The 24,899-nt window shown below is 54.0% G+C and carries 22 protein-coding genes; 20 read left to right on the top strand and 2 right to left on the bottom strand.

The genetic code is table 11. The annotated features are described in order from the left end of the window. Positions 1-23: 23 nt before the first annotated feature. Complete coding sequence (locus GTO89_RS02530) at positions 24-1,466, bottom strand: lipase family protein (RefSeq protein ID WP_161260504.1); 1,443 nt, start codon at positions 1,464-1,466, stop codon at positions 24-26. 495 nt (positions 1,467-1,961) lie between these two features. Between GTO89_RS02530 and GTO89_RS02525 the strand changes: the two genes are divergently transcribed. The 19 genes from GTO89_RS02525 (at position 1,962) to GTO89_RS02435 (ending at position 22,025) form a co-directional block, all read left to right on the top strand. Further along, on the top strand, positions 1,962-2,477 hold the full coding sequence (locus GTO89_RS02525) for an NYN domain-containing protein (protein WP_161260503.1): 516 nt from the start codon (positions 1,962-1,964) through the stop codon (positions 2,475-2,477). A gap of 387 nt (positions 2,478-2,864) precedes the next feature. Beyond that, complete coding sequence (locus GTO89_RS02520) at positions 2,865-3,404, top strand: RNA polymerase sigma factor (protein ID WP_161260502.1); 540 nt, start codon at positions 2,865-2,867, stop codon at positions 3,402-3,404. A 115-nt stretch (positions 3,405-3,519) separates the two neighbouring features. Continuing rightward, a complete protein-coding gene (locus GTO89_RS02515; RefSeq protein WP_161260501.1) occupies positions 3,520-4,785 on the top strand; it encodes a cysteine desulfurase family protein in 1,266 nt (421 codons plus the stop codon). Positions 4,786-4,836: 51 nt separating this feature from the next. Then, entirely contained in the window at positions 4,837-5,712 is an 876-nt protein-coding gene (locus GTO89_RS02510) for a S8 family peptidase (RefSeq protein ID WP_161260500.1), read from the top strand. A gap of 48 nt (positions 5,713-5,760) precedes the next feature. Continuing rightward, the gene (locus tag GTO89_RS02505; protein WP_161260499.1) at positions 5,761-6,702 is read left to right on the top strand and encodes a cyanobactin maturation protease PatG family protein; all 942 of its coding nucleotides are present in this window, start codon (positions 5,761-5,763) and stop codon (positions 6,700-6,702) included. 34 nt (positions 6,703-6,736) lie between these two features. Continuing rightward, positions 6,737-7,582 carry a LamG domain-containing protein gene (locus GTO89_RS02500; RefSeq protein ID WP_161260498.1) on the top strand — a complete coding sequence of 282 codons (846 nt, stop codon included), beginning with the start codon at positions 6,737-6,739 and terminating at the stop codon, positions 7,580-7,582. After that, the gene (locus GTO89_RS02495) at positions 7,579-7,833 is read left to right on the top strand and encodes a hypothetical protein (RefSeq protein WP_161260497.1); all 255 of its coding nucleotides are present in this window, start codon (positions 7,579-7,581) and stop codon (positions 7,831-7,833) included. Before GTO89_RS02500 ends, GTO89_RS02495 begins: the two co-directional genes overlap by 4 nt. Before the next feature lie 32 nt (positions 7,834-7,865). Continuing rightward, positions 7,866-8,729, top strand: coding sequence for a cyanobactin maturation protease PatG family protein (locus GTO89_RS02490; protein ID WP_161260496.1), 864 nt, complete (start codon positions 7,866-7,868; stop codon positions 8,727-8,729). A gap of 78 nt (positions 8,730-8,807) precedes the next feature. Continuing rightward, the gene (locus GTO89_RS02485; RefSeq protein WP_161260495.1) at positions 8,808-9,098 is read left to right on the top strand and encodes a hypothetical protein; all 291 of its coding nucleotides are present in this window, start codon (positions 8,808-8,810) and stop codon (positions 9,096-9,098) included. A gap of 297 nt (positions 9,099-9,395) precedes the next feature. After that, the gene (locus GTO89_RS02480) at positions 9,396-10,082 is read left to right on the top strand and encodes a 4Fe-4S single cluster domain-containing protein (RefSeq protein ID WP_161260494.1); all 687 of its coding nucleotides are present in this window, start codon (positions 9,396-9,398) and stop codon (positions 10,080-10,082) included. Next, positions 10,024-12,015 (top strand): AAA family ATPase, encoded by a 1,992-nt coding sequence (locus GTO89_RS02475; RefSeq protein WP_161260493.1) that lies wholly within the window; start codon positions 10,024-10,026, stop codon positions 12,013-12,015. Before GTO89_RS02480 ends, GTO89_RS02475 begins: the two co-directional genes overlap by 59 nt. A 32-nt stretch (positions 12,016-12,047) precedes the next feature. Then, the gene (locus GTO89_RS02470) at positions 12,048-13,664 is read left to right on the top strand and encodes a serine/threonine protein kinase (protein WP_161260492.1); all 1,617 of its coding nucleotides are present in this window, start codon (positions 12,048-12,050) and stop codon (positions 13,662-13,664) included. A gap of 39 nt (positions 13,665-13,703) precedes the next feature. Next, a complete protein-coding gene (locus GTO89_RS02465; protein WP_235920205.1) occupies positions 13,704-14,462 on the top strand; it encodes a PP2C family protein-serine/threonine phosphatase in 759 nt (252 codons plus the stop codon). A 13-nt stretch (positions 14,463-14,475) separates the two neighbouring features. After that, positions 14,476-16,089 (top strand): hypothetical protein, encoded by a 1,614-nt coding sequence (locus GTO89_RS02460; protein WP_161260490.1) that lies wholly within the window; start codon positions 14,476-14,478, stop codon positions 16,087-16,089. Positions 16,090-16,163: 74 nt separating this feature from the next. Next, the gene (locus tag GTO89_RS02455) at positions 16,164-16,775 is read left to right on the top strand and encodes an FHA domain-containing protein (protein ID WP_161260489.1); all 612 of its coding nucleotides are present in this window, start codon (positions 16,164-16,166) and stop codon (positions 16,773-16,775) included. Between the two features lie 22 nt (positions 16,776-16,797). Continuing rightward, positions 16,798-17,592 carry a hypothetical protein gene (locus GTO89_RS02450; protein WP_161260488.1) on the top strand — a complete coding sequence of 265 codons (795 nt, stop codon included), beginning with the start codon at positions 16,798-16,800 and terminating at the stop codon, positions 17,590-17,592. 271 nt (positions 17,593-17,863) lie between these two features. Continuing rightward, on the top strand, positions 17,864-19,210 hold the full coding sequence (locus GTO89_RS02445; protein ID WP_207708913.1) for a hypothetical protein: 1,347 nt from the start codon (positions 17,864-17,866) through the stop codon (positions 19,208-19,210). 64 nt (positions 19,211-19,274) lie between these two features. Beyond that, entirely contained in the window at positions 19,275-20,246 is a 972-nt protein-coding gene (locus GTO89_RS02440; RefSeq protein WP_161260486.1) for a hypothetical protein, read from the top strand. A 15-nt stretch (positions 20,247-20,261) separates the two neighbouring features. After that, positions 20,262-22,025, top strand: a complete 1,764-nt coding sequence (locus GTO89_RS02435) for a hypothetical protein (protein WP_161260485.1) — start codon at positions 20,262-20,264, stop codon at positions 22,023-22,025. A gap of 135 nt (positions 22,026-22,160) precedes the next feature. Here GTO89_RS02435 and GTO89_RS02430 read toward each other — a convergent pair whose 3' ends face one another. Then, positions 22,161-23,843 carry an S-layer homology domain-containing protein gene (locus GTO89_RS02430; RefSeq protein ID WP_161260484.1) on the bottom strand — a complete coding sequence of 561 codons (1,683 nt, stop codon included), beginning with the start codon at positions 23,841-23,843 and terminating at the stop codon, positions 22,161-22,163. A 365-nt stretch (positions 23,844-24,208) separates the two neighbouring features. On the opposite strand from GTO89_RS02430, the gene GTO89_RS02425 reads away from it, so the two are divergent. Next, the gene (locus GTO89_RS02425) at positions 24,209-24,757 is read left to right on the top strand and encodes an NADH peroxidase (protein WP_161260483.1); all 549 of its coding nucleotides are present in this window, start codon (positions 24,209-24,211) and stop codon (positions 24,755-24,757) included. The last annotated feature ends 142 nt before the right edge of the window (positions 24,758-24,899 follow it).

Raw genomic sequence — 24,899 nt, 5'->3', positions numbered from 1 at the left:
AAAGGCAGGTTTTTACGGGAACCTTACTGGTTATGCTGCAAAAAATCATCAAGAAAATCAGTGATGAGTGTATAGTTCTTTTTTCCGGCGTCGTAGCTGTAGGAAGCGCCTGTTCGGTGATTGGCCAGAGGGTTTGGTTGATTATAGGTGGGAAGCGGCTTCTGTTCGAACAGTTGATAGGACGAGGGGATGATAAAGTCGTGGGCGCAGCGGTTGATGTCGATCTCACCGATGCCATTTTCGTACTGGCGAATGCGTTCGTCGATGAGGGGATTTTCCCAGGGTTCACTGATGTTTTCCACCATGATCTGATCCATAAATATGGCATTGATCCGGTCATAGTCGATTTTGATCGGCGAGAAGGTGTTCGCCGGTCCGCTGTAAGATTGAATGAAATCATCCTCCACCGCTTGCCAGGAGAGTGGGCCTGTCGACCGGTGCAACCAGTTCGCCAGGTGTTGGCGGGAATGGGCAATCACATAGGCTGACGTATCGTCAAGCAGGTGCCGGGCATCGTTGTTCGTCGATAGAATCGCCTTTTGGGGGAGGCGAAGCGGTGTATTGACACAGTGCAGGACAGACATCTGATCATCGAGCTTGCCGATACTGAGGTCGAAAAAGGCTGTATTCGGTTGATTTTCCAAGCCACCAAGCCAGTTGATGCAGGCGATCCATGTATTGAGAACATTGATCAACTCTTTGGCGGAGTCGGGACAGATCTTTTGGAGCAGGTTTCGGATGTAGATGAGTTCCTTTTGGATGCTGATCTGCTGCAGGCGCTCATCGGCGGGAAGGGCAGCCAGATCATCGTCCGCCCTTTTTTCGATCGAGTCCGACGAGTCCGACAGAATCGAGATATGGATGCAACGGAGCAAGTCTTTAAATGCGCTCAGGATATTGCTTTTGTTCGCTGGGTTGGCCAGCGGCGAACCGGAGATCGGGCTGGAGATCGTCACGATGGCGTCGATGACCCTGTTGTCCGCGCCCTTGTTAAAGACGCATTGATCGAGATAGGCCAAAAACCTGGCCACGAGCCCGCCTTGGCTGTAACCGACCAGGATGTTCGGCGCCGTCTTCTCCAGGATCTCATAATAGCCCATGTAATCGGCCGTGGCCATAAAACAATCATCGTTGGCCTTGCTGCCGCCGTCCCAGTAATAGGTATAATCGGGTTGCTTATAGTGATTTACATATAAATCGTGTATGAGATCCAGTTCGGGGTACATCATCGGATTGGCCAAGACATTGTTGAATCTGCTGCCGATGCACTTGGGGACGGCAGGGACAAAGTATTCAATAGAAGGCATCAGGTTATAGGCGATGTCTCCCTCGGTCGGTTTGTAGCCCTTATTGAACCTTGTTCTGTCTGCAAGGTTTAGCCGGCCTGCATACTTGTTCCGAAAGGCCTCTTCATTGCCCTGGATCAGATCGGCCGCTCTGTTTAGACACCACAATGTCCTCTCCATGATTCCCCCTCCTTTTTTTCGAAACCTGTAGGCGGTGGCGGATGCTGCCTGTTTGCTGATCCGGCATTCCTTCGGCGCCAATCGGTGAAGAATATCATGTAAGCTTTTTTCTACGCCTGAGTGGGTTTCCCTCCTATGGTTAGTTATTTATGGAACATAAATTATGAATGTCGTTTTTGCCTTTCTGTTATAGGGACAACGGGAACGTTGGAAGGGTATAATAGAAAAAAAGACGCATCCGATGTGAGGGTGGAGCAACCACTCATGCCTGCTGTTTCTCCGGTTGACTGCCCGATCAGAGGGATGCCCGGTGGATGTGTCGTGCTTGTCGCTTGCTCCACCTTCCGCACAAGTGATATCATAAATATCGGAATGATAGTGAAAAAAACCCCGAAATTTTAATGGAAAATAAAGGAAAAATCATATTTCTGTAGAAGTGTTTTTACGGAACGAAGCTCGCTGTAAGGAGGTGCCGCCCTGACCAACTTCGTCTATGTGGACCATTCCAACGTCTGGATTGAGGGACAGCGCCTGAGCGCGCTCAAGAAGGGCTATGCCGATACAGGGATGATTTTTGATACGCAATGGGTCTATGATTTTGAAGCGTTGCTCTACGTTGTCGCCGACGGAGGCTATGTGCGCGCCAAACTGTACGCCTCAGAAGCGCCAGGCAGCGGGAGGCAGATGTGGGGGATGGCGGAGAAGTCTCATTACACCGTCGAATTGATACCGAGAAGCGCATCGAACAAGGAAAAAGCGGTCGATACGAAGATGATCTGGGACATCGCTTGGGATATGAAAGGGCGATCGCCAAACCATAACGTGGTCACCATCGTTGGGGGAGACAAGGACTTTTTGCCGGCTGTGGAAGGGTTGCGGGAAGCCGGCTTCACCGTGGCAGTGGCGTCATGGGACCATTCGGTCAGCGGTCACCTCAAGCGCAAGGCCTCTCGGTTTATCCGCCTCGATGACTTTTTTCACGCCCTGACGTACTACAAGACGACCTCGTAATGATTGAACAGTAAACGCTCGAATGGCTCTTCCGGCGACAGAGCGTAGTCCGACACGGCTATTCGACATAAAAATCGGCATACGGAATAAAAAAGAAGCCCGAATTTACTCATTTTGAGTGGATTCGGGCTTCTTTTTTTGTTGCCGTGAATAGGAAAAGGCGTTCTTAAACGGATGTTTTTTAGACGTAAAAGTTGGTAACCGCTTCTTCTGGAATGATCTGTAATACAGTCAAATTTTTAACGTAGTTCATTTGTGAAAATTAAAATACATATCTGGCGAGATTGCCGTAGAAATCAGCAGTTTAAATCAGCACAAATAATTGTGAATTAGAAAACATGAGCAATGTGTAGAAGTAAGAAATGCCAAAAAGGGGGAAGACTGCTCATGGACATAGATCGCCAACCGATCGATCAATCGACTTTTTGCACGGTGTACGCCTCGTACTATCCGAAAATTTACAAATACATACTGCGGCGCGTCGGCAATGTTGATCTGGCCAGCGACCTGGCCGGACAGACCTTTGAACAGGCCTTTGTCAAAAAAGTGACCTACCAACCCGAGCGAGGAACGATATCATCGTGGCTGTATGCGATCGCCCACAACATCATTGTCGATTATCGACGCAGCTCGAAAACGATGATTTCCCTTGAAGCGTTGCCCAGCATCCCCGGAAGCGCCGAAATCAATCCCGAAACGATCACCCTATCCAAAGAGGCGACGAAGCAATTGCTTGAGGCCATGGCCAAGCTGAATGAACGGGAGCGCAAGGTGATCACGCTCAAGTATGCATCCGGGCTGGCCAATCGTAAAATTGCCACGATCATGAACCTCTCTGATCGGAACGTGGGTGTCATCTTGTACCGGACGCTGCGCAAGTTACGCCGGATGCTGGAGAAAAACGAAAATTACTTTTGCAAGCGCTAAGGAGATTTGAAATATTTTCCTTTATCGCCCGTATTTACAGGCGAGACCCAATCAAAGGCAAAAGCGCCATCGAAAGTAGCCTGCTCTTGCCATCTGCAAAGAAAGGAGGTGTCTTGTGTACCCTGATCTGAATGCCGAACGGTCATTGGGGCCGGTGGAAGGCGTCTACCGGACGCCCCGGTGGCGAGCAAATCGCAGGTTTTTTCCTGTCTACCTGGATAACAGCGCCACGACAGCGCCTTTGCCCGAGGTGGTCCGCAGTCTGACCCGCCATTACAGCAATCCCTCCAGTCTCTATGCCGGCGGATACGAAGCGGGCCGGGTCCTCACTGAGGCAAGGCGGCAGTTGGCATCCCTGCTCGGCGCGCAAGAAGGCGAGATCCTGTTTACCAGCGGCGGAACCGAAAGCAACAACTGGGCCATACAAGGGACATTGGCGGCGTTGCCGCAGAAGAGGCACATCGTGACGACGGCGGTTGAGCATTCGTCGGTATTGCAGACCTGCCGGCGAATGGAACAGCGGGGCTTTCCTTTGACGGTGCTGCCTGTCGATGATGAAGGACAATTGGATGTGGAAGCGTTGGCTCATGCCATCACCGATGATACGGCCCTCGTTTCCATCATGGCGGCCAACAACGAAACCGGCGTCTTGTTCCCCTTGCAGCGCATCGCCGGCAGGGTGAAGGAAAAAGGGTGCCTGCTCCATGTCGATGCCGTACAAGCCTTTGGGAAAATGGCCATCGATCTCTCCCAACTGCCTATCGATCTGATGAGCCTGTCGGGGCATAAGATTCATGGCCCACGGGGCATCGGCGCCTTGTTCGTTCGAAAAGGCACGCCGATCGAACCGCTGCTCATCGGTGGCGGGCAGGAACGGGGGCTGCGGGCCGGGACAGAAAACGTGGCCGCCGCCAACGGCTTGGCCATCGCCGCCACCCAGGCCTACCGCAACCTGCCGGCAGACATTGAACGGATCAAGCGGATGCGAGACGACCTGGAGGAGGAGATCCTGCGCCGATTCCCCTTTGCCCGTGTCTGCGGCGATCGAACCAACCGGCTGCCGTCGACATCCTGCATCGCTTTCGCCGGATGGAGCAATAAAGCGATCTTGGCCTACCTCGATCAGCAGGGGATCTCCCTGTCCGGCGGTTCCGCCTGTTGCAGCCGCAATCCCACGCCCTCCCATGTGTTAGTGGCCATGGGGATCGCCCCGGCGATCGCCAAAGGGGCCATCCGCGTCAGCTTGTCCCGGTTCACCGTGGAAGCCGAAATCCGGTATCTGCTGGACATGATCACCGATTTTTTCATAGACTCGGCTGCCATTGATCCGCTGCCGCTCTCCTCGGCCGATCCAACCGTGATGGCGTCGCAAAGGAGGTGATCCGAGCGGGGCAACGTCCTATCTTGCGAAAGGAGGGAGGCAGTGTGAACTATGGAGGAAATCAAGGCGTTGATACGGCTGGTTCGCTTGGACGAGCTGATGGAGAAGACCCGCGGCGCCCCGGACATTGTCGTGGCCATGATCGACGGACCCGTTCAGCGGTCCCACGAGGCCTTTCGCGAGGCCCGGTTTCAACGGGCGGCTTCCGACCACCGGATCCAGTGCCGTTCCTGGGGCAGTTACGCCTGCAACCACGGGACGGCGGTGGCCGGCATTCTCTGCGGCGATCGAGCGGTGGCGCCGGGGATCTGTCCGGGATGCACCCTCCTGATCCGCCCGATCTTTTGTGAAGGGGGCCGGGAGAATGGCTGCCTCCAGGTGACCCCAAGGGACTTCATCACGGCCCTCTATGACGTCATCGCCGGCGGGGCCAGGATCGTCAATCTCAGCCTGGGGATGGACAACTCCTTTTACCAGGATTGGCCGGAACTGAAGGCGGCTGTCGATTACGCCTATGCCAAGGGGGTGCTCCTCATCACGGCAGCCGGCAATCAGGGGCGCGTCGGCCAGACGCCGCTGCTTGCCCATCCCTGGTTGATTCCCGTTGCGGCCTGTGATCGACAGGGGGTCTTGTACCCACGCAGCAATGTGGGCGCGAGCATCGGCAGACAGGGTTTGCTGGCGCCGGGCGTCCAGATCCCAAGCGCCGCTTCGTCGGCCAAAAGCGCCTACTTCACCGGCACCAGCGCGGCCGTCCCCTTCGTGACAGGCGCTCTGTCCTTGCTCTGGTCGCTCTATCCCGAGGCAACGGCCGCTCAGCTTCACCGCGCCATCCTGTCGACGGGGCAGAAGCGCAACAGCGTCGTGCCGCCGTTGTTAAACGGGAAGGCCAGTTGGCAAACGCTGCGGGGCTATTTGAACCGGTGAACGCTCCGTCAATGGGTTAAGAAAGCGAATGGGAAAGGGGAAAGCAAAGTGAACGATCAGGTCACGGAAAAAAACCTCAGTGCCGGCGTCGAGGAGGCTTGTCCAGTGAGTGGCGGGATTATGCCCGAAATGGAAGCGGCGCAGCCCTTGATGATGCCGGAGGTCTCGCCGAATCTGGGGAAAATGCCCCAGACCAACCATCCCTATGCAGGTGTGGCGAAACAATACATCTACGCGATCGGGCAGATCCGCCCGCAGTTTCCCACGGAGAGCGTGAAGCGGGAAGTGACGCGGCTGTCATCGAGCCTGCGCGGCGTCACGCCCGATGACAATGTGCTCTTTTCTGTGCTGAGTCAGGCGCGAAATGCGGCCCTTGCTCGGGAGATCTGCTGGGTGCTCCAGATCGACGGTTGTGTCGACTCCTACATCCTCCAGGCGCGGTCGCCGATTGAGCTGACGGAAATCATCGGTTACACAGAAGCCGATTATCCGAAAAAGCGCAAACACGTCCTCGTGATCGGGGTCCGCGGACCGGTGGCCTCCCCGAAGATGTGCAACGATTTGCAACTGCCCATCCTGTTCTGCAATCAGGTCACCCCATTCACGGAAGAAGATTTTGTTCAGTATGTGTCCGGCAAAACCAAGGTGGACGAAAAGATCGTCGCGGCCACCTTCAGTCAACTGTTGGCCTTTACCGACAACGCCGGAAACACCGACGTCCATCGAGCGATCAACTATGTGATCCTGAAGTATGACGCTGTCTATAAAATGGCGAAGGCCATGCTGCAAGACAGCAACAACCCGTATACGCTGGCCAAGGTCTGGGGCCGTCCCGCCAACGCTCAGGGCAATCGCAGCATCGTCGAAATCATCTTTACATACGAAGACCGTTACCTGGGCGATGAAGCGCATTGGTATTGCCGGGTCGATGTGTCCGACCAGTTCCCGTTCCTGGTGACGCCGCTGGCTCGATTTTATCCCGGGCCGTGATCGGGGATAGGATAAAAAGGGAAGGAGAACGGCAATGGTTGAAACGGTGAAAAACACGATTCCGCGTTTCTCCGCGCTCGGTCAAATAGGGTTGCGATTTCAGGGAAAGAGCGTCGTCGTCATCCCCCATCACGATGATTTTAACTTCGGTGTTGACGATTTTTCCCTCGATTTTTGGTTCCGTGCGACGCCGGGGGCGACGAACCGGATCAGCAGCATTCTCGAAAAACGGGGCGCTGACACCCCCTATCCCATTGCGGTGCGGTACCGGGAAGGGGAAGGCGGCGGCGTCATCGTCGTCAGCCGCCTGGACGATTCGGGGATCAACCCCCAGGCCATTTCGAGCGTGATCAAGGACAGAACGTTGCACCATATCGCCGTCGTCCGGCGCACCGGTTCTGATGGCGCAGCCAAGCTGCTCTTATACCTGGATGGGAAAAAATGCGACGAAGTGACAGACAATACGAAGGGCAAAACGAAGAATACGGCCCCGCTTCTGGTGGGCCAGGACGGGCAGGGCGCAAAAGACAAAAATGAAGCCTTTACCGGCGTGATCCGGCAGCTGCGCATCTGGAAGGGGACACTGTCCCTGGCGATGATTCTCAACTATATGCGTGATGGCATCGACGGAAAGCTGACCCTGATCGACGCCGCGACCAAAGAAAAAGCGGAACTGCGAGGCAACTGGCTGCTGTCAGAAGGGTATGGCACTATCGCCTTTAACCGCGCCCGCCGGTGTGAGGAGGAAAACCAATACCCGGACGATGGGCTGCTGGGCGGGCGCGGCAGCGATGAGACGCCCCTATGGGTGGCCTGTTCCATGCCGCAAGTGGCCTTCAAGGACAATGATCTCGGCGAGTATAGGGAGGTAGTCGAATGATCCTGTTGCAGATGAATGCTCATCGATCGTTCCTCGGTTCCGGGAGAACCTATGCCTTCGCCCTCGCCGAGCCCTCGAGCGGAAGCGGCGCCATTGAACCGATGATGTCGCTATCGTGCCTGAGAGGGTGTATCGGCGACGAAAACGCCTACAAGTGCGGTTCCAAATGCGCCGGAAAAGACCTGAGCTGCTTTGACACCTGTTCAAAAGACAGCTCGGCCAGTCGCTGCATCTCGCAAAGATGTTTCTGAGCCGATTCCTATCGCAAGGGGAGGTTGACGTGGTGAGCCATATACTGTTGCAAGCATGCCCATGCAGTTTTCAACCAGGCGGGAACGATGGGTTGATTTCCCCCCAGGTCGATGCGGTGACGACGGAAAATCCTCAGTTTTTTTTCGGTGTTGGCAATGTGGCCTTTGAGTTTCCCTTTCTCAATACGGAACGGGAGTTTTTTCAGACGGCTTCCGAGGAATCGCTGCAACGGAAACCCATGGAACAGATGTACTACGACGTTTTGAGTCAGACGCGAAATCTCTATCTGGCGAGGGAACTTTGCTGGAAGTTCCAGTTTGTGCGAGGCGTCGATTCCCTGGTGCTGCAACCGGCGACAGACACGGAACTGGTTCGCCTCATCGCCGCCTTAGACCCGGATCTGTACGCGAAAACAGATGTCTTTTTCTCGGTGATCGTCGGCCAACGGATGGGCCTGTCAAAGCCGGAGTTGTGCAACGGCTTGGAACTGCCGCTCATCTACACGGAACGTGTGATGAGCATCTCCTTCGCCCATATGAAAAACTACCTCGTAACGAAGATGCAGATCAGTGACGATGAGGCGGCCGATCTGCTCGTGCAGTTGACGAAACTGACCAATAACACGGGAGAGACTGACAATTACCGGGCCATCAACTATCTTGTATTCAACTATCTCTCGTTATATGAAATCACCTATGGCAACGGAAGGCTGGGATTTACCCTGTCCCGCGTGATCACCCAGGAATCGAAGCTCCGAGGGAAGGACAAGTATCTCGATGTCATCTTTGAGTATCAAAACGGCAGTTCTTTGAAGAAATTTATCTGCACCGTCGACGTCAGCGGTTCAGTGCCCTTCGTGCAACGGCCATTGACCGAATACGTGGAATTGTGGTGATTGTCGTGCTCTCGATTCTCCAGGTCGTTCACCCGGATGAGCGATAGATTACTTTAATGAAAGAACGGAGCGATGCCCATGTTCCCGATGAATGCGGAGCAAAGTTTTTACGGCGCCCAGGGTCGGTATGCCGGCGTCTCTGAGAATGTCGCTGGTGGACAGTTGGGGGAAGCCGGTTTTTTTGACTTCATCAAAGGCGCCGTCAGCAAAGTCGGCAGCGCCCTCAGCGGCCTGGCAGGACCCGCCCTCTGCATCGCCAAAAATTGCGGTCCTGCTGCGGCTTCCGCCGTCTTTCAGTGCGGAACCAGTGTACCCTGCTATCTGACCAAAGCGCCGGACGCGATTTCCTGCATCAAGAGCTGCATCTAATGCCGCGGTAATCCAAAAACGCCAGAAGCTGACCGGGCAGCCGCTGGCGTTTTTCTATCCGAAAAATCCCCAAACCCTATGAGTTAGTGCGAAAAAGCCGGAGGCTGTCTCGTCAGTCGCCGGCTTTTTCGTGTGCCAAAATAGACGCCTTTGTCCGACGCGGTGAGGCATTTGAATGCGTAAAGCAAGTAGTGGATACCCAGTTCGAAATTTATGGTTTACAATATTGTTACAGTGCTTGGAAAAGCATGGACAAAGTTTAAATCAACCCCATATGCTCAAGGGGGAGAATCTTCGATGCAGATCGACCGCATCTATTATCCTGTTTTAACCCTGGGTTATGGTCGAAGGATTGGATTGTGGACGGTCGGCTGCCCCCATGCCTGTCCCCGTTGCTCCAATCCCGAACTTTGGCCGGACAATCCGTCCAAAGACGTATCGCTGAGGCAACTCCAACAATGGATCGCCACGATCACTCAACCCATTGACGGAGTGACCATCACCGGGGGTGAACCCTTTATACAGGCGGAAGAGTTGGCCGCTCTCACCGGCTGGCTCCGCAGGGAAGTCACAGATGATATCTTGCTCTATACCGGCTACACCCTGGAAGCGTTGCAGGCCATGAATCGCCCCGCCGTGGAGGCTGTCTTGGCTGACGTGGCGGCCCTGATCGACGGCAGATATGTGGACGAGCAGAATGACGGCGCGGCATTGCGCGGTTCAGCCAACCAGCGGCTGCATATCCTGAACACCCGCTACACCGCTCGTTACCGCGAAGCGGCGGCAGGCAGGCGAACCGTCCAAAATGTGCTCTATGGGGATCGCTTGCTCACCATCGGCATTCCGGTAAGGGGATTCCGTGAGTCCCTGCGCCAGAAGCTGCCGGAACAGGGCATCCTTAGCCGGATTGAGGAAGGAGAGGAACATGGCGGAGAACCGCTTGGCGAAATGGCACCGGGAACTGGATCGGTTCCGCGCCTTTAAGACCACCTTTATCATCGAAGGAAACATCTACGACATCCATGCGTACCCGACGCCGACGGGAGAGGGATTGCGCTGGGATCTGCTGAAGCTTGACCGCTACCTTTACAACTACCTGATGGCCAACGGTTATGGCGCCGTTGTCTACTATGATCACATCGACGGGTTTTCCAACGAGTTCTCCCCGGCAATGGTTGATGATTTTCTTTGTTTAGCCGGTGAGAAAAGACTCCACATGCCGGGAAACGTCTCACCGCGCCCCCCTTCGTCGACTTCTTCCTTGTCGACACCCTCGTCGGCAATGTCGCCGGTGTCAACGTCCCCGCCGCCGGCTGAATCTGCTCCGCCGTCTGACAGCAAACCGAAAAAATACGCTGCCACGCTGGACCGGGCGACAGAGTTGATCCGGCTGGCCATGGACAACCGGGAACAGCCGCTGGCCATCATCCTGAACCTGGCGTCCCGGTATATCGATTCTCCCGAGCATCTCAGCGAAGAGGAGCGCCAGGTCTATTCCCGTCTGCTCCTGACCGCTTTAAAGCCCAGACAGGTGAAGGCCCGCAACGCAGACCGTCCGGTCAACAACCTGCTTTTTCTGATTGTCAGCAAGACCAACGATGTGCCTGTCTGGTTTTACCACGACAACCCCTTTGTCAAGACCATCTGCATCGGCAAACCGGATAAGTCATCTCGCCGGCGATTCATTGACGGCCAGTGGAAATTTTTCGCTGAGGCCGAAACGCTGTCCGATCATGAGTTGGAAAAATTCAAAGAACGGTTCATCGATCTGACAGAAGGGATGAAGAACCTCGAACTGAATGGCCTGAAACTGCTCTGCCGGCAGGAGGGTATCCCTGTCTCACGGATACAAGACGCGATATCGCTGTACAAGTACGGCCTCAAGGAAAACCCTTGGGACGAACTCAGCCGGGAAAAACTCTGTGACGCTGAAGGTTTCATCTGCCGGCGCGTGAAAGGGCAGGATTATGCCGTCCAACAAACCCTCGATATCATCAAACGGGCCGTCGGCGGACTTTCCGGTTTGCAGCACTCGTCCGGTTCCAGCAAGCCAAAAGGGATCCTTTTTTTTGCCGGCCCTACCGGCACAGGCAAGACTGAACTGGCCAAGACCCTGGCCCAGTTGCTCTTTGGCGATGAGAGCGCCTGTATTCGCTTTGATATGAGCGAGTACCAGCAGTCTCACGCCGATCAAAAGCTTCTCGGCGCTCCGCCAGGGTATGTAGGCTATGAGGCGGGGGGACAACTGACAAACGCCGTCCGGGAAAGACCGTTCTCCATCCTGCTCTTTGACGAGATCGAGAAAGCCCACGGTTCGATTCTGGACAAGTTCCTGCAGATTTTAGAGGATGGTCGCATGACCGATGGCCGAGGAGAGACGGTCTACTTTTCTGAGTCGATCATCATCTTTACCAGCAATCTGGGCAACTACCGCAAGGACGAGATGGGCAACCGCCAACTCAATATCTCGCCGGAGATGACCTATGGGGAGATCCGCCAACGGTCGCTGGCCAGCATCAAGGAGTACTTTGTCCTGGAATTGGGCCGCCCGGAAATCATGAACCGCATCGGCAACAATTTCGTCGTTTTTGACTACATCCGCAGTGATGTGGCGGAACAGATCATGGATAGTCAATTGAAGAAGATCGCCGGCAACCTGCGGGAACACCGGGGGATCGACGTGGTGATCGAAGGAGAGGCGCGTGCCGGCCTGTTGGCGTTGGCGCTAGGGAACCTCGAGAACGGCGGACGCGGCATCGGCAACGTGGTGGAAAAGTATCTCATCAATCCACTGTCCCGGTGCCTGTTCGATCGGCAAGTGGGAAGAGGCGCTACGGTGCGGATCCGGCGCTTATTTGAAGAAAACGATATTGTCCACCTGGACAGCGCCGTTGAGTCTGCCGCAGAAACGCGTTAGAGGGGTAACGCAGTGATAGGAGGAGACGAGGGATGGAAAAGACTCAGATTTTGCCGCGGGCGACAGAGATTCTTCCGGTCATGACGGCAGTCATGGATGCCGTCGATGAAGAGTCAGGCAAAGGCCAGCGCGATGAAGCAACAGGTCCACTGTTTTCGGAGAATGAGCCCGCAGCAGAGTATGTTACGATTGGCTGTTCGTTGAAAGGTGGTTACCGGCTCACCGGTGTCATTGCCGAAAATACAGGAGAATCATCGATCTTTATCGCCACGAACGGCCAGACGGAGCGGGTGGCCAAGGTCTATCACCGCTATAAAAAGCCGAAAGAAGAGATCATCGAACGGATCAAATCGATTCGCTCCCCCTACGTGATCCCGATTTTGGAGGAAGGCGAGATCGCCGGACGCTTTTTTGAAATCCTTCCTTACTATAAAAACAGTGATCTGTTGAAGGCGACCCCCCTGGACGCCGCCTTTGTCGCTCAGGTTGTCGTGCCCCAGGTCAATGCGGCGTTGAAAGCGATTCATCAAGCAGGGATCATCCACCGCGACATCAAGCCGAACAACCTTTTCTTCAGCGATGATCGCAACAGCGTTATTGTCGGCGATTTCGGCATCAGCTCTATCCTCGATGATCGGCAAAGCGTCCGTCTGACCACCGCCTCGCGCACCCTCGGTTACTCGGCGCCGGAGACAGCGCAGGGATTTGTATCGACAGAATCGGACTATTACTCCTTCGGGGTGAGCCTGTTGCATCTGATCACGGGTCACGATCCCTTCCTGGGGATGACAGACCAGCAGATCCTGAAGGTCACCTTGACAGACAAATTACATATTCCATCCACCGTTGATAACACCATCGCCCAGTTGATCCGAGGGCTTACCGTGAAGGAACGGGAGGACCGGTGGGGTTATGACGAAGTAGAACGTTGGTGTGAAGGGCAGCCCGTGCCTGTCAAGGAAAATGCGAACCGGGTGAAAAACATCCGCCCCTATGTGTTCAACGGCGAAGAGATTATGGAATTGGATAAGTTGGCGCTCGCCTTAGCGGGAAAATGGGATGAGGCGATGAAACACTTTGCCCGGGGATATATCAGCGAACACCTGCTGCAGATCGGCCAGGATCTGGCCTCTACTGCAGCCGATTACGAGGAGGAGACGAATCGGGAGTTTGGGTTTTTCAAGTTGCTCTACCTTTTGAACCCGAAAGCGCCCCTTTGTTGGCGGGGCGAATTTTTTACCGATCTGGTACGGCTGGGGGAACGGGTCCGGGAATGCCTGCCGGAAATTAATAGAGACTACGCCGATCTCCTTGAGAGCGGAGCGCTCCTGCATTTTTTGCGGACTAAGCAGTTGGATCCAGCCGTTGTCGACGCCTTCGCTCGTTTGAAAGAAAGGTGTCGTACCGATCGAAATGAGGCCTATTACAAGATGGCCTTTCTGTTGACCGGTTCCAATCTGATGAAATGGCGCGGTCAGTTGTTCGACTCCGTCGATGCCCTTGTCGGTTACCTGCACGCAAACCGGGAGGGAGATATCGACGCCATGGCGGAGGAACTGGTCGGTTCAAAATATTTTTACGCGTGGCTTGAACACCTGGGATACGGCAGCATTCTGAAGCAATGGCGGGCGCTTCCCTACGGACGTTGAAATGCCTTCGAGATTGGGAGGGGATGAGCCGTGTTTGAGATGTTTGCCATCACCGATTGCGGTTTGGTCCGGGAACACAATGAGGACGCTTTTCTGATCCATGGCGATGTCTTCGCGCAGGGGGAATGCCATGTCAGTGGCGTCGAGGAGGATTTTCTCATCGCCGTGGCTGACGGCGTAGGCGGCGCGAGCGCCGGGGAGGTGGCTTCCCGCATGGTCCTCACCGCTATGGCCGCTATGCCGCTCAACCTGAGTTGTGAGGCGATCGACCGTTACATCGGTGCTGTGAATGAGCAGGTGCTCCGCTACGGGGAGAAACATCCACCGGCGAGTGGCCTCGGCGCCACCTTAGCCGGGATCCTGTGCCGTCAGGGCAAGGTGCTTTGCTTTCATGTGGGCGACAGTCGCGTTTACCGGTACCGGGACGGCTATATCAAACAGATGACCCGCGACCATTCGCTGGTGGAAACTCTCTATCAGATGGGAACCATCACCCGGGAAGAGATGAGCGGGCATCCGCAGAAAAATCGGATCTGGAAGTACCTCGGTAGTGGCGAGAGCATCCAGGCCGATGTGCAGATGATCCGGGGTAACTTTGAAAGGGGCGATGTTTACCTGCTTTGCACAGACGGGCTTAGCGATCTCGTCCCGCCGGAAGAGATGGAGATGGTCCTTAGCGCCGCATCGACACTTCGGGAAGGGGCGCTCGCCCTGATGGAGGCGGCCCGTCGGCGTGGCGCGCCAGACAATGTGACACTGGCGGCGGCGATCCGCCATGGAGTTCGATCCGCGCTGTGAGGGAGGAAGTTCCTTGAGCGGTCCGAAATCAGGGGAGGTATCCCTGTCGGAAGAAGCAAGACGCGCGCTGGAAGAGGAGCGCGAGCGTCGTCTGGAAGCAGAAAAGGAAAAACGCCGCGCCCAGGAGGAGGAGCGCCGCCGCCGCAAGGAGGAAGAAAAACAGAGAAAGCGCGCCCTTGAAGAGGAACGGCGTCGCGCCCAAGCGGAAGAGCAGCGGCGCCGCGCAGATGAAGAAGCGAGGCGGCGGGCGCTGGAAGTGGAGCGACGTCGCCGGGAAGAGGAAAAGATCGCGCAACTGGCTCAGGAGATTCAAGCGCTGCAGTCCACCTTGCGTAAACAAAAGGAAGAGATTGCTCACTTTGCGGAAGCTGAACTGGCTGAAGGAAAAGGGCGGATCGAAGGCGATGCGATCCTGATCGAGCGGTTAGAAGAACAAAAAGGGAGGCTGCTGGCAGAAATTGATGCGCTGCCGATTGCTCCCGAGCAGAAAGAAAGCGTCGCTTATGAGGCGCTACGGAGGCGGCTGGTCGAATCGATTGAGAGAAACCGGCGCTTTCTGGACAATGAATTGCACCGTCAACGGCAGGAACTGAAATTGGCACTGGAAAAGCATCATCGGCTTGATGCCGAGGCGCGATTTGCAGATTTCGCCGAAACGGCGCTGGCGCAAAGAGGCAGCCGGCCTGTCGAAGGACCGATTGTGAGCCGGGAACTGCGAACAGCGATCCTTCCGGAAGGAGTGGCTATGCCGTCGGCAGAGACGCCTGATGTCGAATTGGTAACCGCCTGGCATGTTTTTTGTGCCGATGTGGAAGCGCGCCTGAACAGCGGGCTACTTGATAGTGAACAGGAACTCCGTCTGTTTTATGACGCCGCTTGTCACATCTACGGTGACAGCCGCCTGAGTGATCGGGATAAAAGCGTGGAGATTGACAAGCGGCACAAGTCGTTGTTGGCGACAGTACGCCACTATGACAGCGAGATCGCCCGGAATCGTGGCGAGCGGGAAGCGATAGAGGCCTTATACCTCGAATACGCGGCCCATAGCGCTCTCCTGGGACAGACTGTCCGAGATTTCCCTGCCGACGCTTCGATGGCAGAGGCGCGGCGATTCCGGTCTGAGATAGAGACGGAATTGCCCCGACTTCGTGAAGCATTGAGAAAAAATGAAGAGATGGAATACGTCGCAAAAACGGTCGACACGATCATGAACGAAATGGGTCACACCGTCGTGGCCGCAGAGCGGTTAGTTTTGCCGAATCGAAATCTGATTCATAGCCAGTATCGGTTTGACGATAGCCTTGTCGTCAACGTGTTCACCTCAGATACCGGCGGGGTGATGTTCGAGGTGTCGGGCGTAAGCGAGGAGAAACGTCCCGCTACAGCGCTGGAAAAACTCAAAGTCAAAGAAGGTATGGAGCGATTCTGTGGGAAGTACCGGCAGATCAGAGAAAAAATGATGGCGCAGGGGTTAAGGCTCAGTAACGAAGACATCAAACCAGCCGATGTTCGATATGCCCGGTTGCTTCCTCTGGCGAACAAAAAGCGGGCTGGCGCGAATCTTCCCGTCGCAGAGGAAAAACAGCGCCAACGCCCGTCGCTCATGAAGCGCGACGACGAATCGTGACATCTGACATCGGCAAAACTGCGCAGTCATAAGCCATGGCCCGTGCTACCGCTCGCTTCTGGGAGGGGAGAGCCATGAACGAGTTTCGGGTGTGTGAGTTCTGCGGTCGCAGGAACCAGCCCGACGAGTTGGAGTGCGCCCAGTGCGGCGCCGACCTATCCTATGTCAGCCCTACGGTCATAGCCGACGCGGCGGAGGAACAGCAAAAGCCGAGTGCCCCCTCTGCCACTATTCCGGTTGATCAGCCCGAGGTGCCAACGCCCGTCATCGTTCAGCAATTGCAGGTTATGAGAATCGGGGATGGTCAGACTGCCCATCCCCGGCTGACGGGTCCGGATCAGTGCCTTCCTCAAAACGGCGCTTCTGCCGGGACGTTGCGATTACTCCTCCTCCGGCTGCGCAATCCACGGGACGGCATGACGATTTCGATCCCTGTTGAAGGCGGCGTCTTTGGACGAAGCGGCGCCATCGCTCCCGGGTATTTCGCTGACAAGCCCTACGTCAGCGGAACCCATGCCAAGGTATACCCAAAAGGGAATGGCTATGTTCTCTTGGATGAGCGCAGCACCAACGGGACGCGGATCAACGGCCGTATGGTGGAGCGGGGCCGTGAAGAGCCGATCCGGCCCGGTGATCGGCTCACGCTCGCCAACATCGATTTTATCGTCGAAGTGGATGAAGAATGAACGGAACAAAGGAGGGAACGTGATGAGTGCCTATAACTTGGCAGCGCGCAGGTTGTTCACACTTCTCAGCGCATGCGCCGACAACAAAGACATCATCGGTGAAGTCGCCGCCCGCTCGGTTGAGCGTTGGGCGGAAGGGCCACGCTCGGCTGCCGCCGGGTACGTCGGATTGACCGGCGCCGGAAGAGAGCTGTTGCAGGAGATCGGTGGCTGGGACATCGGCGACCGGCAGGTTCCGCAGATCTACCGGCAGGTGGAAGCGCTGGCTGAGCGGTCGTTACAGTTTGAGCGGATGCGAAGCGAATCGGCGGAAGCCTATCGCCGGGGTGGAGAGAATGCGTTAAGCCCGGTCCACATCGCCCCGAAAGAAAAGGTTGCCCAATGGCTGGAAGAAACGAAGAGAGCCGTACAGGATGAATTGTTTGGCGCCATCAACAATGGAGATGTGCAGCAATTGCGACAGCAGACACCGCCTGATGCCGAGGATATCAACGCGTTGTTCCATTTTCTTCATTCACTTCGTGAGGTGAAGAGAGGAAAAGAGAATGTCACAAACATCCAAAGGGAGAATGTCTTCGCCATCTTTCATCCTGAAACGGTTGTGACCATGGATGAGATCAAATCGTCCAATTCAACCATTACCCCAGAAGAATATGTGGGCAAACTCGCTCGCGACAACCGGTTTTACTGCATCCCCAGTTCCGATTATGAGAGTCTCACTGAACAGCGAAGTAAGATTGGACTTGTCGTTGGTATTTTTTTGTTTGCCGTGCTTTATGTCGCTTATGCTTTCTCCCATGCGCCCGGCCTAAAATAGGAAAACAAACCTCCGCTTTTCCTACAGTTCAGATAAGGGGAAGCAGCCGGTTATTGCCTTCGAGCGCCACAACCGGTCGTACGGAATCGGTTATTAATAAAAAAAGATACATCTAGGATGGAAGGCAGACATTGTATATTTTTCAAACGCAGGAAAGGCGCAAAAAAATCCTTGGAATTGAGGGGGGAAAACATTGAGCGGTTCGATTGTATTGAATCTGGTCGTGTTGGGGCTCGCCGGACTGGCGCTGTCGGAATCGAGCCAGAGTCGCTTGGCAGAAGTGAAGACAGAGTTGGAAGAACAAACGAGGCTCCGGAAAGAGCAGAAAAAAATCAAACAACTGACACAAGAAATTCAGATACTGCAAGCAACCTTAGATAGGCAAAAAGAAGAAATAACACACTTCGCCGAAGATGTGTTACCAGAGGCGAGGCGATGCATAGGCGACGACGCGCCCCAGGTCAAGGCGCTGGAAGCGAGGAGAGAAAAACTGCTGGCCGAAGTCTGCTGCGTATCGAACTTGCCGGACAGCACGGACAGTGTGGTTTTTGAAGAACATAAAAAGCGATTGATTTCACTGACCAAACAAGTCCGTCACCTGCTTGACGAAGAATGGCCACGCGACCGGCAGGAACTCCAATCAGCGATAAGTCTTCGGCGGATCGATGCGGAAAAAGGCTTTCTTGAGTTTGCCTCCGGCGCAACGGTCCAATGCCCTGTTCAGCCGGCGCTGCCCCCTCTCATTCCGGGTTTACAGGAAGTGGCGCCGGATGAGCCCCTGCAAGAGAGATGGGCCGCCTTTTGCGCTGATGTAGAGCCGCGGCTGCGGAGCGGACTTTTGGACCATGAAGAGGAACTGCGTCAACTGTATGACGCCGCTTTTCAAATCTATTCAGACGTCGCGCTGACAGAGGAAGACAAGCTGGCGGAGATTGAGAAACGGCATAAAGCGTTCCTGGCGACCCACAACGGTTATGATCAGGAGATTGCTCGGAATCGACGGGAGCGGGAAGCAACGGAAGCGCTTCACTTAGAATATGCGGCCTACTGCGCTTTATTAGATCGACCGGTTCGCGATTTCCCTGAGGAAGCCTCCATGGAAGCGGTGCGGTGTTTCCGTACTGAGTTGCAGCGAGAAGTAAAACAACTCCATGAGGAGCTGCGGAAGAAGAACGAAATGGAGTATGTCGCGAAAACGGTCGGTGAGATCATGACTGAACTGGGACATGACGTTGTCGCGTCTGAAACACTGGCTGCGCCGAACCGCAACATCATCCACAACATGTATCGGTTTGATGATGACATGGTGGTCAACGTGTTCACATCGGACAACGGCGGGGTGATGTTTGAGGTATCCGGCGTTAGTGAGGAAAAGCGTCCGGCTACATCCTTAGAAAAATTAAAAATCAAGGAAGGCATGGAGCGCTTTTGCGACAAGTACCCCTGGATCAAAGAAAAATTAGCCGCCTCAGGGTTGGCCCTGGGCAATGAAAACCTGAAAGAGCCGGATGTTTCCTATGCTCGGTTGATTCCATTGAAAGGGGAAAATGGAGGCGCGTCATTCAGCAGAGTCAAAGGGCGCACGAGAACGTTGAGTGCGCAAGGCGAAGGTGAATAGAAATCAGTCTGTGTTTTACGATGGTCAGCGAAATCGGGAAGGTTGAACCGAAAGAGGGATCGCCTTGAAGGAGTATAATCGATTTACCCGCCGCCTGCTCACGCTGCTTAGCGCATGCGCGGGAAATAAGAGGATTCTCAGTGAAATCGCTCATTGCCAGGTGGAACAGTGGGCGGAAGCGCAACGCAGGATCATCGACGGGTACGTAGGTTTGACGGAGGACGGAAGGAGCTTGTTGGGAGAAATCCAGGAATGGGACGCCGGAACCTGGCAGATTCCGGAACACTTTCAGGCCGCAGAAAAGTTAGAAGATTGCCTGCGTAGGTTTGAGCGGATGCAAACTGAATCGGAAGAAGCCTATCGACAAGCCGCCCAGTTCATGGCTGTGCCGGTTCACATCGCTTCGGAAGAGAATGCGGCGCAATGGTTGGAAGAGACAGGGAAAGCGGTCAGAGAAGAATTGTATCGCGCCATTCGGGAGGGGAATACGGAGCAATTGCGACTCCTGAGTGCTCCCCCTTTGAACGATCTCAATCAGTTGCTGGCTTTTCGGGCCAGCCTGCAACAGGTTGAATTGGGGAGGAGAAACCTGACCAATATCGAGCCAGCCAATGCGTTTGCCGTTTTTGGCGAGGAGACGGTTTGGAAAATAGAGGTGAGCGATTTTTCTTCGACGGGGGCCAACGCAGTTCCTTATTTTTTGTGGCGATTTATCACCCTTCCCTTTTCTATTGTCTTTTCATTGATTTCGCTTTTATGGAAAGTAATTACGAACCCGTCGAGTTTGCGTAAAACTCCAAGTGATACGGAGGCAATCGAGAGCCGTATTGGCGCGGGCCGCCGTTTCTGCATTTCGGCGGCGGAGTATGATGAACTGATCGATAAAGAAGTAACAGCAAACTTTCTTATTGGCATCTCACCGCTTGTGCTGTTGGTGGGTGGCTTTATTTCCGTTCTCTTCTTCGCCGTTACACCGCTCTTGCTTTTTGGGTTTGTGATGATGGTGATAATGCTTAAGTTTGCCTATGCACGCTGAAGAGAGGGCTTTTTTATGAAGGAATATAATCAAGCCACCCGTCGCCTGCTCACTCTGCTTAGCGCATGCTCAGAAGAAAAGAGGGTCCTCAGCGAAATCGCAACCTGCCAAGTGGAACGTTGGGCGGCAGAACAACGCCGGTTCGCAGGCGGCTTCGTAGGATTGACGGATGACGGAAGGAGATTGCTCCGGGAAATTCAGGAATGGGATGTCGGTTCCCGCCAGATCCCTGATCTGTTTCGGGTTGCAGAAATGTTGGGACAGCGCCTGTCCAGGCTGGAACAGATGTGTAACGAATCTGAGGAAGCCTATCACGGTGGTGCGCCGAATACCAGTGCGGTGGTTCATATCGCCTCGAAAGAGAATGCGGTTCGGTGGTTGGAGGAATCGCGGAATGCAATGCGTGAAGAACTGCACCGTGCCATTCGGGAGGGAAACACGCAACAACTGCGCTCCCTTGCCCCACCCAATATGGATGATCTGAATCAGTTGTCGACCTTTCGCATTAGCCTCCAGCAGGTGGAGTTAGGACGGATTAACCTGACCAATATCGAATTGCCTGACGTGTTGGCTGCTTTTGCTCCGGATATGGTCTGGAAACTGGAGGGGGTTACTCCTTCGCCGACCCAAACCAATGGGACGGACAGAACGAATGCGCCAAGTCAGATGGAAAGTGAGAAGCCGAAAAACGAGATAGAGAGACACATCGGCGTTGGTCGCTTTTATTGTATTGAAAGGGAAGAATATGATCAGTTCATCATTCGACAGGGGTGCAAGCGGGTAGGGTGCGGCATTTTACTGATTTTTTTTGTCGTTTTATTGGTAGCTTACAGTGCGCTCGCTGTCCACAAGCAGCCTTCTCCACCTTCGTATCCACCGGATAAAGTGATTCAATACTCTTACACAGAGAACGCTCCGGGCAGTGACCGTGGAACGCTCCGCGTTCAATATCGAAAAAAGGGAGAGATCATGGACTTTGATCTAAAAGATGCTTTTCCCGCAAAAATAATCGACCTGGATGGCGACGGCAGAGATGATGTGGTCCAGACAATTCCTCTTGCGGTGAAAGTGGATGGCGGACCGGAGGTCCAGCCCTACTGGCATCAAATACTCAAGTTCGATATTGAGAGAAATCGATTTGAAATATGCTCCGATGATTACCAAGAGTATTTCAAACTTTTTGTACCGGAATATCAAAAAAAGGCAGAGTTATATCAAGAGAGCAATCCACAGGCGGCCGGGGCATTTCGAACTCTTGCCATTCTAGCCCAAGACTGCGCATCGAATAAATACCATGATGAAGAAGAAGTTCAATTACTATTGGTGAGCAATCTCCCCGGCTACACCAAGGGATCTCTCGGTATCACTTTGAATGAATTAATAGATCGATACAAAAGAAAACTAAAACGGGAAGATGTACAACACGCCGTCTCTTACGAGCATCATAATGTGACAAAAACGGAGAGCTTGCCGAGAGGTTTTTTCAGAGCGTTTCTCTCAAATTCCTGCCAGTTTAGGGGGGTCATAAATCAAGACGGAGATGTAGAGCGAATCCTATTTCATGTAGAGAAGGTGGTGGAAAGAGACCTTGACCGGTATAACGCGACTATAGCCGCTTTGTTCCTGACGGTCGAGCAGGATCCGGCGCAGTATAAGGAGTTTAAAACCCGTTTCTTAAGCGACGACGCGATCGGCAAAAAAGAAGCGGTCATTAACGGCAAAAAATACATGCTGGAACGAACAGATGGAGAGATCTTCTTTAGGATTATCAATCCCTAGCTCTCTTTTCTACATATCAGTCACGAAGAGACAAAAAGTCCGGAGGCCCGCTTCATGGGATGAAGTGGGCCTCCGGTTCTACGTTAGTCCCAGTTTGATTGTTTCTTCGGAAGGAAAACGGATACGGGTTGGTCGTCACGGCTGATAGATGATCCTGCGCTGTTCTACCGCTGATTTGCCGAACTTGTTGAGGGCCTGCACCGTCACATCGTTTGAGCCTTCTCGAAGTTTGATATCGGTGCTGAATGTGGTTCCCCAGACATAAGACCGTTGTCCGTTGACGGTGACCAAGGGTTCGGAATCGTTCTCGTCGATAACTTTTCCGGAGATGGTGGTGACGTCAGTGGAAGAATAGACGGCTGCGCTAACGGTGAGTTGCGGCGCCGGGATCGAGAAATTGACCGTCTTTTGCACCGTCACCGTCTTGCCCAGCTTGTTTGTCGCGGTGACAGTAATGGTATTGGTTCCGTCTTTGAGCGTAAGATCTGTTTTCCATGTGCCGTTCCAGGCATCGATACGGTTTCCGTTGACAGTCACAATCGGCGAATCATCATTCCCATCGGAGATGGTTCCGCTGATGGTGATCTCTGATTTAGACGAATTGGAAGGAGCGTTGACGGTCAATTGGGGTAGACCGACACCGAAGGACACAGTCTTTTGCAGGCTTGACGATTTGCCCAATTTATTTGTCGCTGTGATGATCAGGGTGTTGTCGCCCTCTTTTAGGGTGATGTCCTTTTTCCAGTTGGTGCCCCAGACAACGGCCGTCTCGTTGTTTACGGTGACGAGGGGAGAACCATCATGGGGATCGGTCACGGTTCCGCTGATGGTGATCGTATCTTTGTCGGAAGTAGCCGGAACATTCACCGTCAGCGTGGGCGCTCCGGAGTCATAGGTGACGGTTTTTTCGACGGTCGTCGAACGTCCGAAGGAAGAGGTGGCAACTACCTGCAACACGACGGGGCCTTCTTTGGAGAACTCGATCGGAACCCAAAACTTTCCTTTTGAAACGTCCAGCTTTTTCCCGTTCAGTGTCACCGTGGCGTCCAGATCGGTACGGCCTTCCAAGTAGACCGTTCGTTCACTCGTTTTATCGGGAACCCAAACCTCCAAAAGCGGAGCCCGTGAAGCGTCATCATTGGTGGTCTTTACCAGACGGTCAAGCAGGGCTGCTGTTTCGGCCCGGGTGACGGGATCGCTTCCTCGGAAGGTGCCGTCAGGATATCCGTTGATGATCTTTCGTTCCACCGCCAGCGCTACCAGCGGGCGAAGCTGCGGCGAGAGGGTTTCTACATCACTGAACTGTTTTTCCAAGATGTTCAGATTGGTGAGGTTGCTTTTATCCAATCCCATCACCTTGACGATGGCGACGGCGATATCTTCCCGTGTGGCGATCTCATCGGGTCGGAAAAAAGCTTTGCCACCGCCTGGTGGATAATATCCGGTCAAATAATTTTTGGCTGTCTCGACGTATTTGAAAGACCAGTGGTCAGAAGGCACGTCGATAAAGGTGGGCTTCTGCGGATAATCGAGGGGGAGATAGTAGCCCTTGACCAGCAGGGCGGCGAACTCCTCTCGTGAAACGGGGTTGTCTGGCCGATAGCTGCCATCGTCATACCCGTTGATCAGACCCGCTGTTCTCATATGCTCGATCGATCGGTAGGCCCAGTGGTCACTGGGGATATCGACGAAGGAGATAGGCGATCCCGCATCGGGATAGGAATAAGACGGCGTGATGTTCAGAAAGAATGCGGTTAGACTGATGAGCAACAAGAGAACTGTCCAGGGCCGTTTTTTCCTCCTCATCATGACGTTCATGTGAAATGGATACCCCTTTCTTATTTGATGTTTCCCATGCTTCCCACGAAGCTCTCTATGCAGTTACTTCCATTCTCGCCCCTTTCAGCCACGTGGTGAAGATTGATCCAAATATTTCGATGATCATGTAGAGAATTCCTTTGTTGTTAATCCCTATCTATAGATTTCCTTTTTTACTGACAAAAGCGTAGCGCAGTATTGGACGGCTTTTTCAGAAGGATTCCATGCTGGGGCATCGGCCAGTTACATGGCTTTAGGCGAGGCGAAAAAAATTTTTTCAAATCAGTACAACGTAGCAGGAAATTACGAATTCTTATCGAAACTAGTAATCATTACCTAAACATCATACAAGGAGGAACATAACGATGAAAAAGTTTGTCTGTGTTATCTGCGGGTATGTCCATGAAGGCGATTCCGCTCCTGATTTTTGCCCCACCTGCAAGGCCCCGGCCAGCAAGTTTGAAGAAAAAGCAGCGGGCGCGCTGAAATGGGCGGACGAGCATCGGATCGGCGCCGCCGCCGGCGTAGACGCCCAAGTGGTGGAAGGCCTGAAAATGAACTTTGTCGGCGAATGCACGGAAGTCGGCATGTATCTTGCTATGAGCCGACAAGCCGATCGCGAAGGCTTCCCCGAAGTGGCCGAAGCCTACAAGCGGATCGCTTTCGAAGAGGCCGAACATGCCGCCAAGTTTGCTGAACTGCTCGGCGAAGTCGTTCATCCTTCGACGAAGAAGAACCTTGAACTCCGCGTGGAAGCCGAATACGGCGCTTGCCAGGGCAAACTCGATCTGGCCAAACGGGCCAAAGAGCTGGGCCTTGACGCCATTCATGACACCGTCCATGAAATGTGCAAGGATGAAGCCCGCCACGGCGCTGCGTTCAAAGGTCTGCTGGACCGCTGCTTCGGGAAGTAATTCTCTACGGTCAAGATAACTGAATCCTGTGGAGTAAAAAAATGGGGAGCATCCCCATTTTTTTTATTGGGAAGGAAAAAAAGGCGTGGAGACGTTATGTCGTCCTAAAGCCGGTCGCTTGTGTAAATGTTATAAAATGTCG

This window comes from Heliomicrobium gestii (genome assembly GCF_009877435.1).
Taxonomy (GTDB): Bacteria; Bacillota; Desulfitobacteriia; order Heliobacteriales; family Heliobacteriaceae; genus Heliomicrobium; species Heliomicrobium gestii.
The sequence above is the reverse complement of the archived record's forward strand: the minus strand, read 5'-3'. Positions and strand labels throughout refer to the sequence as shown.

Coding starts and splice junctions, on each gene's coding strand:
- GTO89_RS02495 (WP_161260497.1), top strand. CDS start 7,579: ATGATCCTGTTGCAGATGAATGCTCATCGATCGTTCCTCGGTTCCGGG.
- GTO89_RS02455 (WP_161260489.1), top strand. CDS start 16,164: ATGAACGAGTTTCGGGTGTGTGAGTTCTGCGGTCGCAGGAACCAGCCC.
- GTO89_RS02500 (WP_161260498.1), top strand. CDS start 6,737: ATGGTTGAAACGGTGAAAAACACGATTCCGCGTTTCTCCGCGCTCGGT.
- GTO89_RS02470 (WP_161260492.1), top strand. CDS start 12,048: ATGGAAAAGACTCAGATTTTGCCGCGGGCGACAGAGATTCTTCCGGTC.
- GTO89_RS02530 (WP_161260504.1), bottom strand. CDS start 1,466: ATGGAGAGGACATTGTGGTGTCTAAACAGAGCGGCCGATCTGATCCAG.
- GTO89_RS02480 (WP_161260494.1), top strand. CDS start 9,396: ATGCAGATCGACCGCATCTATTATCCTGTTTTAACCCTGGGTTATGGT.
- GTO89_RS02430 (WP_161260484.1), bottom strand. CDS start 23,843: ATGAACGTCATGATGAGGAGGAAAAAACGGCCCTGGACAGTTCTCTTG.
- GTO89_RS02450 (WP_161260488.1), top strand. CDS start 16,798: ATGAGTGCCTATAACTTGGCAGCGCGCAGGTTGTTCACACTTCTCAGC.
- GTO89_RS02485 (WP_161260495.1), top strand. CDS start 8,808: ATGTTCCCGATGAATGCGGAGCAAAGTTTTTACGGCGCCCAGGGTCGG.
- GTO89_RS02510 (WP_161260500.1), top strand. CDS start 4,837: ATGGAGGAAATCAAGGCGTTGATACGGCTGGTTCGCTTGGACGAGCTG.
- GTO89_RS02465 (WP_235920205.1), top strand. CDS start 13,704: ATGTTTGCCATCACCGATTGCGGTTTGGTCCGGGAACACAATGAGGAC.
- GTO89_RS02520 (WP_161260502.1), top strand. CDS start 2,865: ATGGACATAGATCGCCAACCGATCGATCAATCGACTTTTTGCACGGTG.
- GTO89_RS02435 (WP_161260485.1), top strand. CDS start 20,262: ATGAAGGAATATAATCAAGCCACCCGTCGCCTGCTCACTCTGCTTAGC.
- GTO89_RS02475 (WP_161260493.1), top strand. CDS start 10,024: ATGGCGGAGAACCGCTTGGCGAAATGGCACCGGGAACTGGATCGGTTC.
- GTO89_RS02425 (WP_161260483.1), top strand. CDS start 24,209: ATGAAAAAGTTTGTCTGTGTTATCTGCGGGTATGTCCATGAAGGCGAT.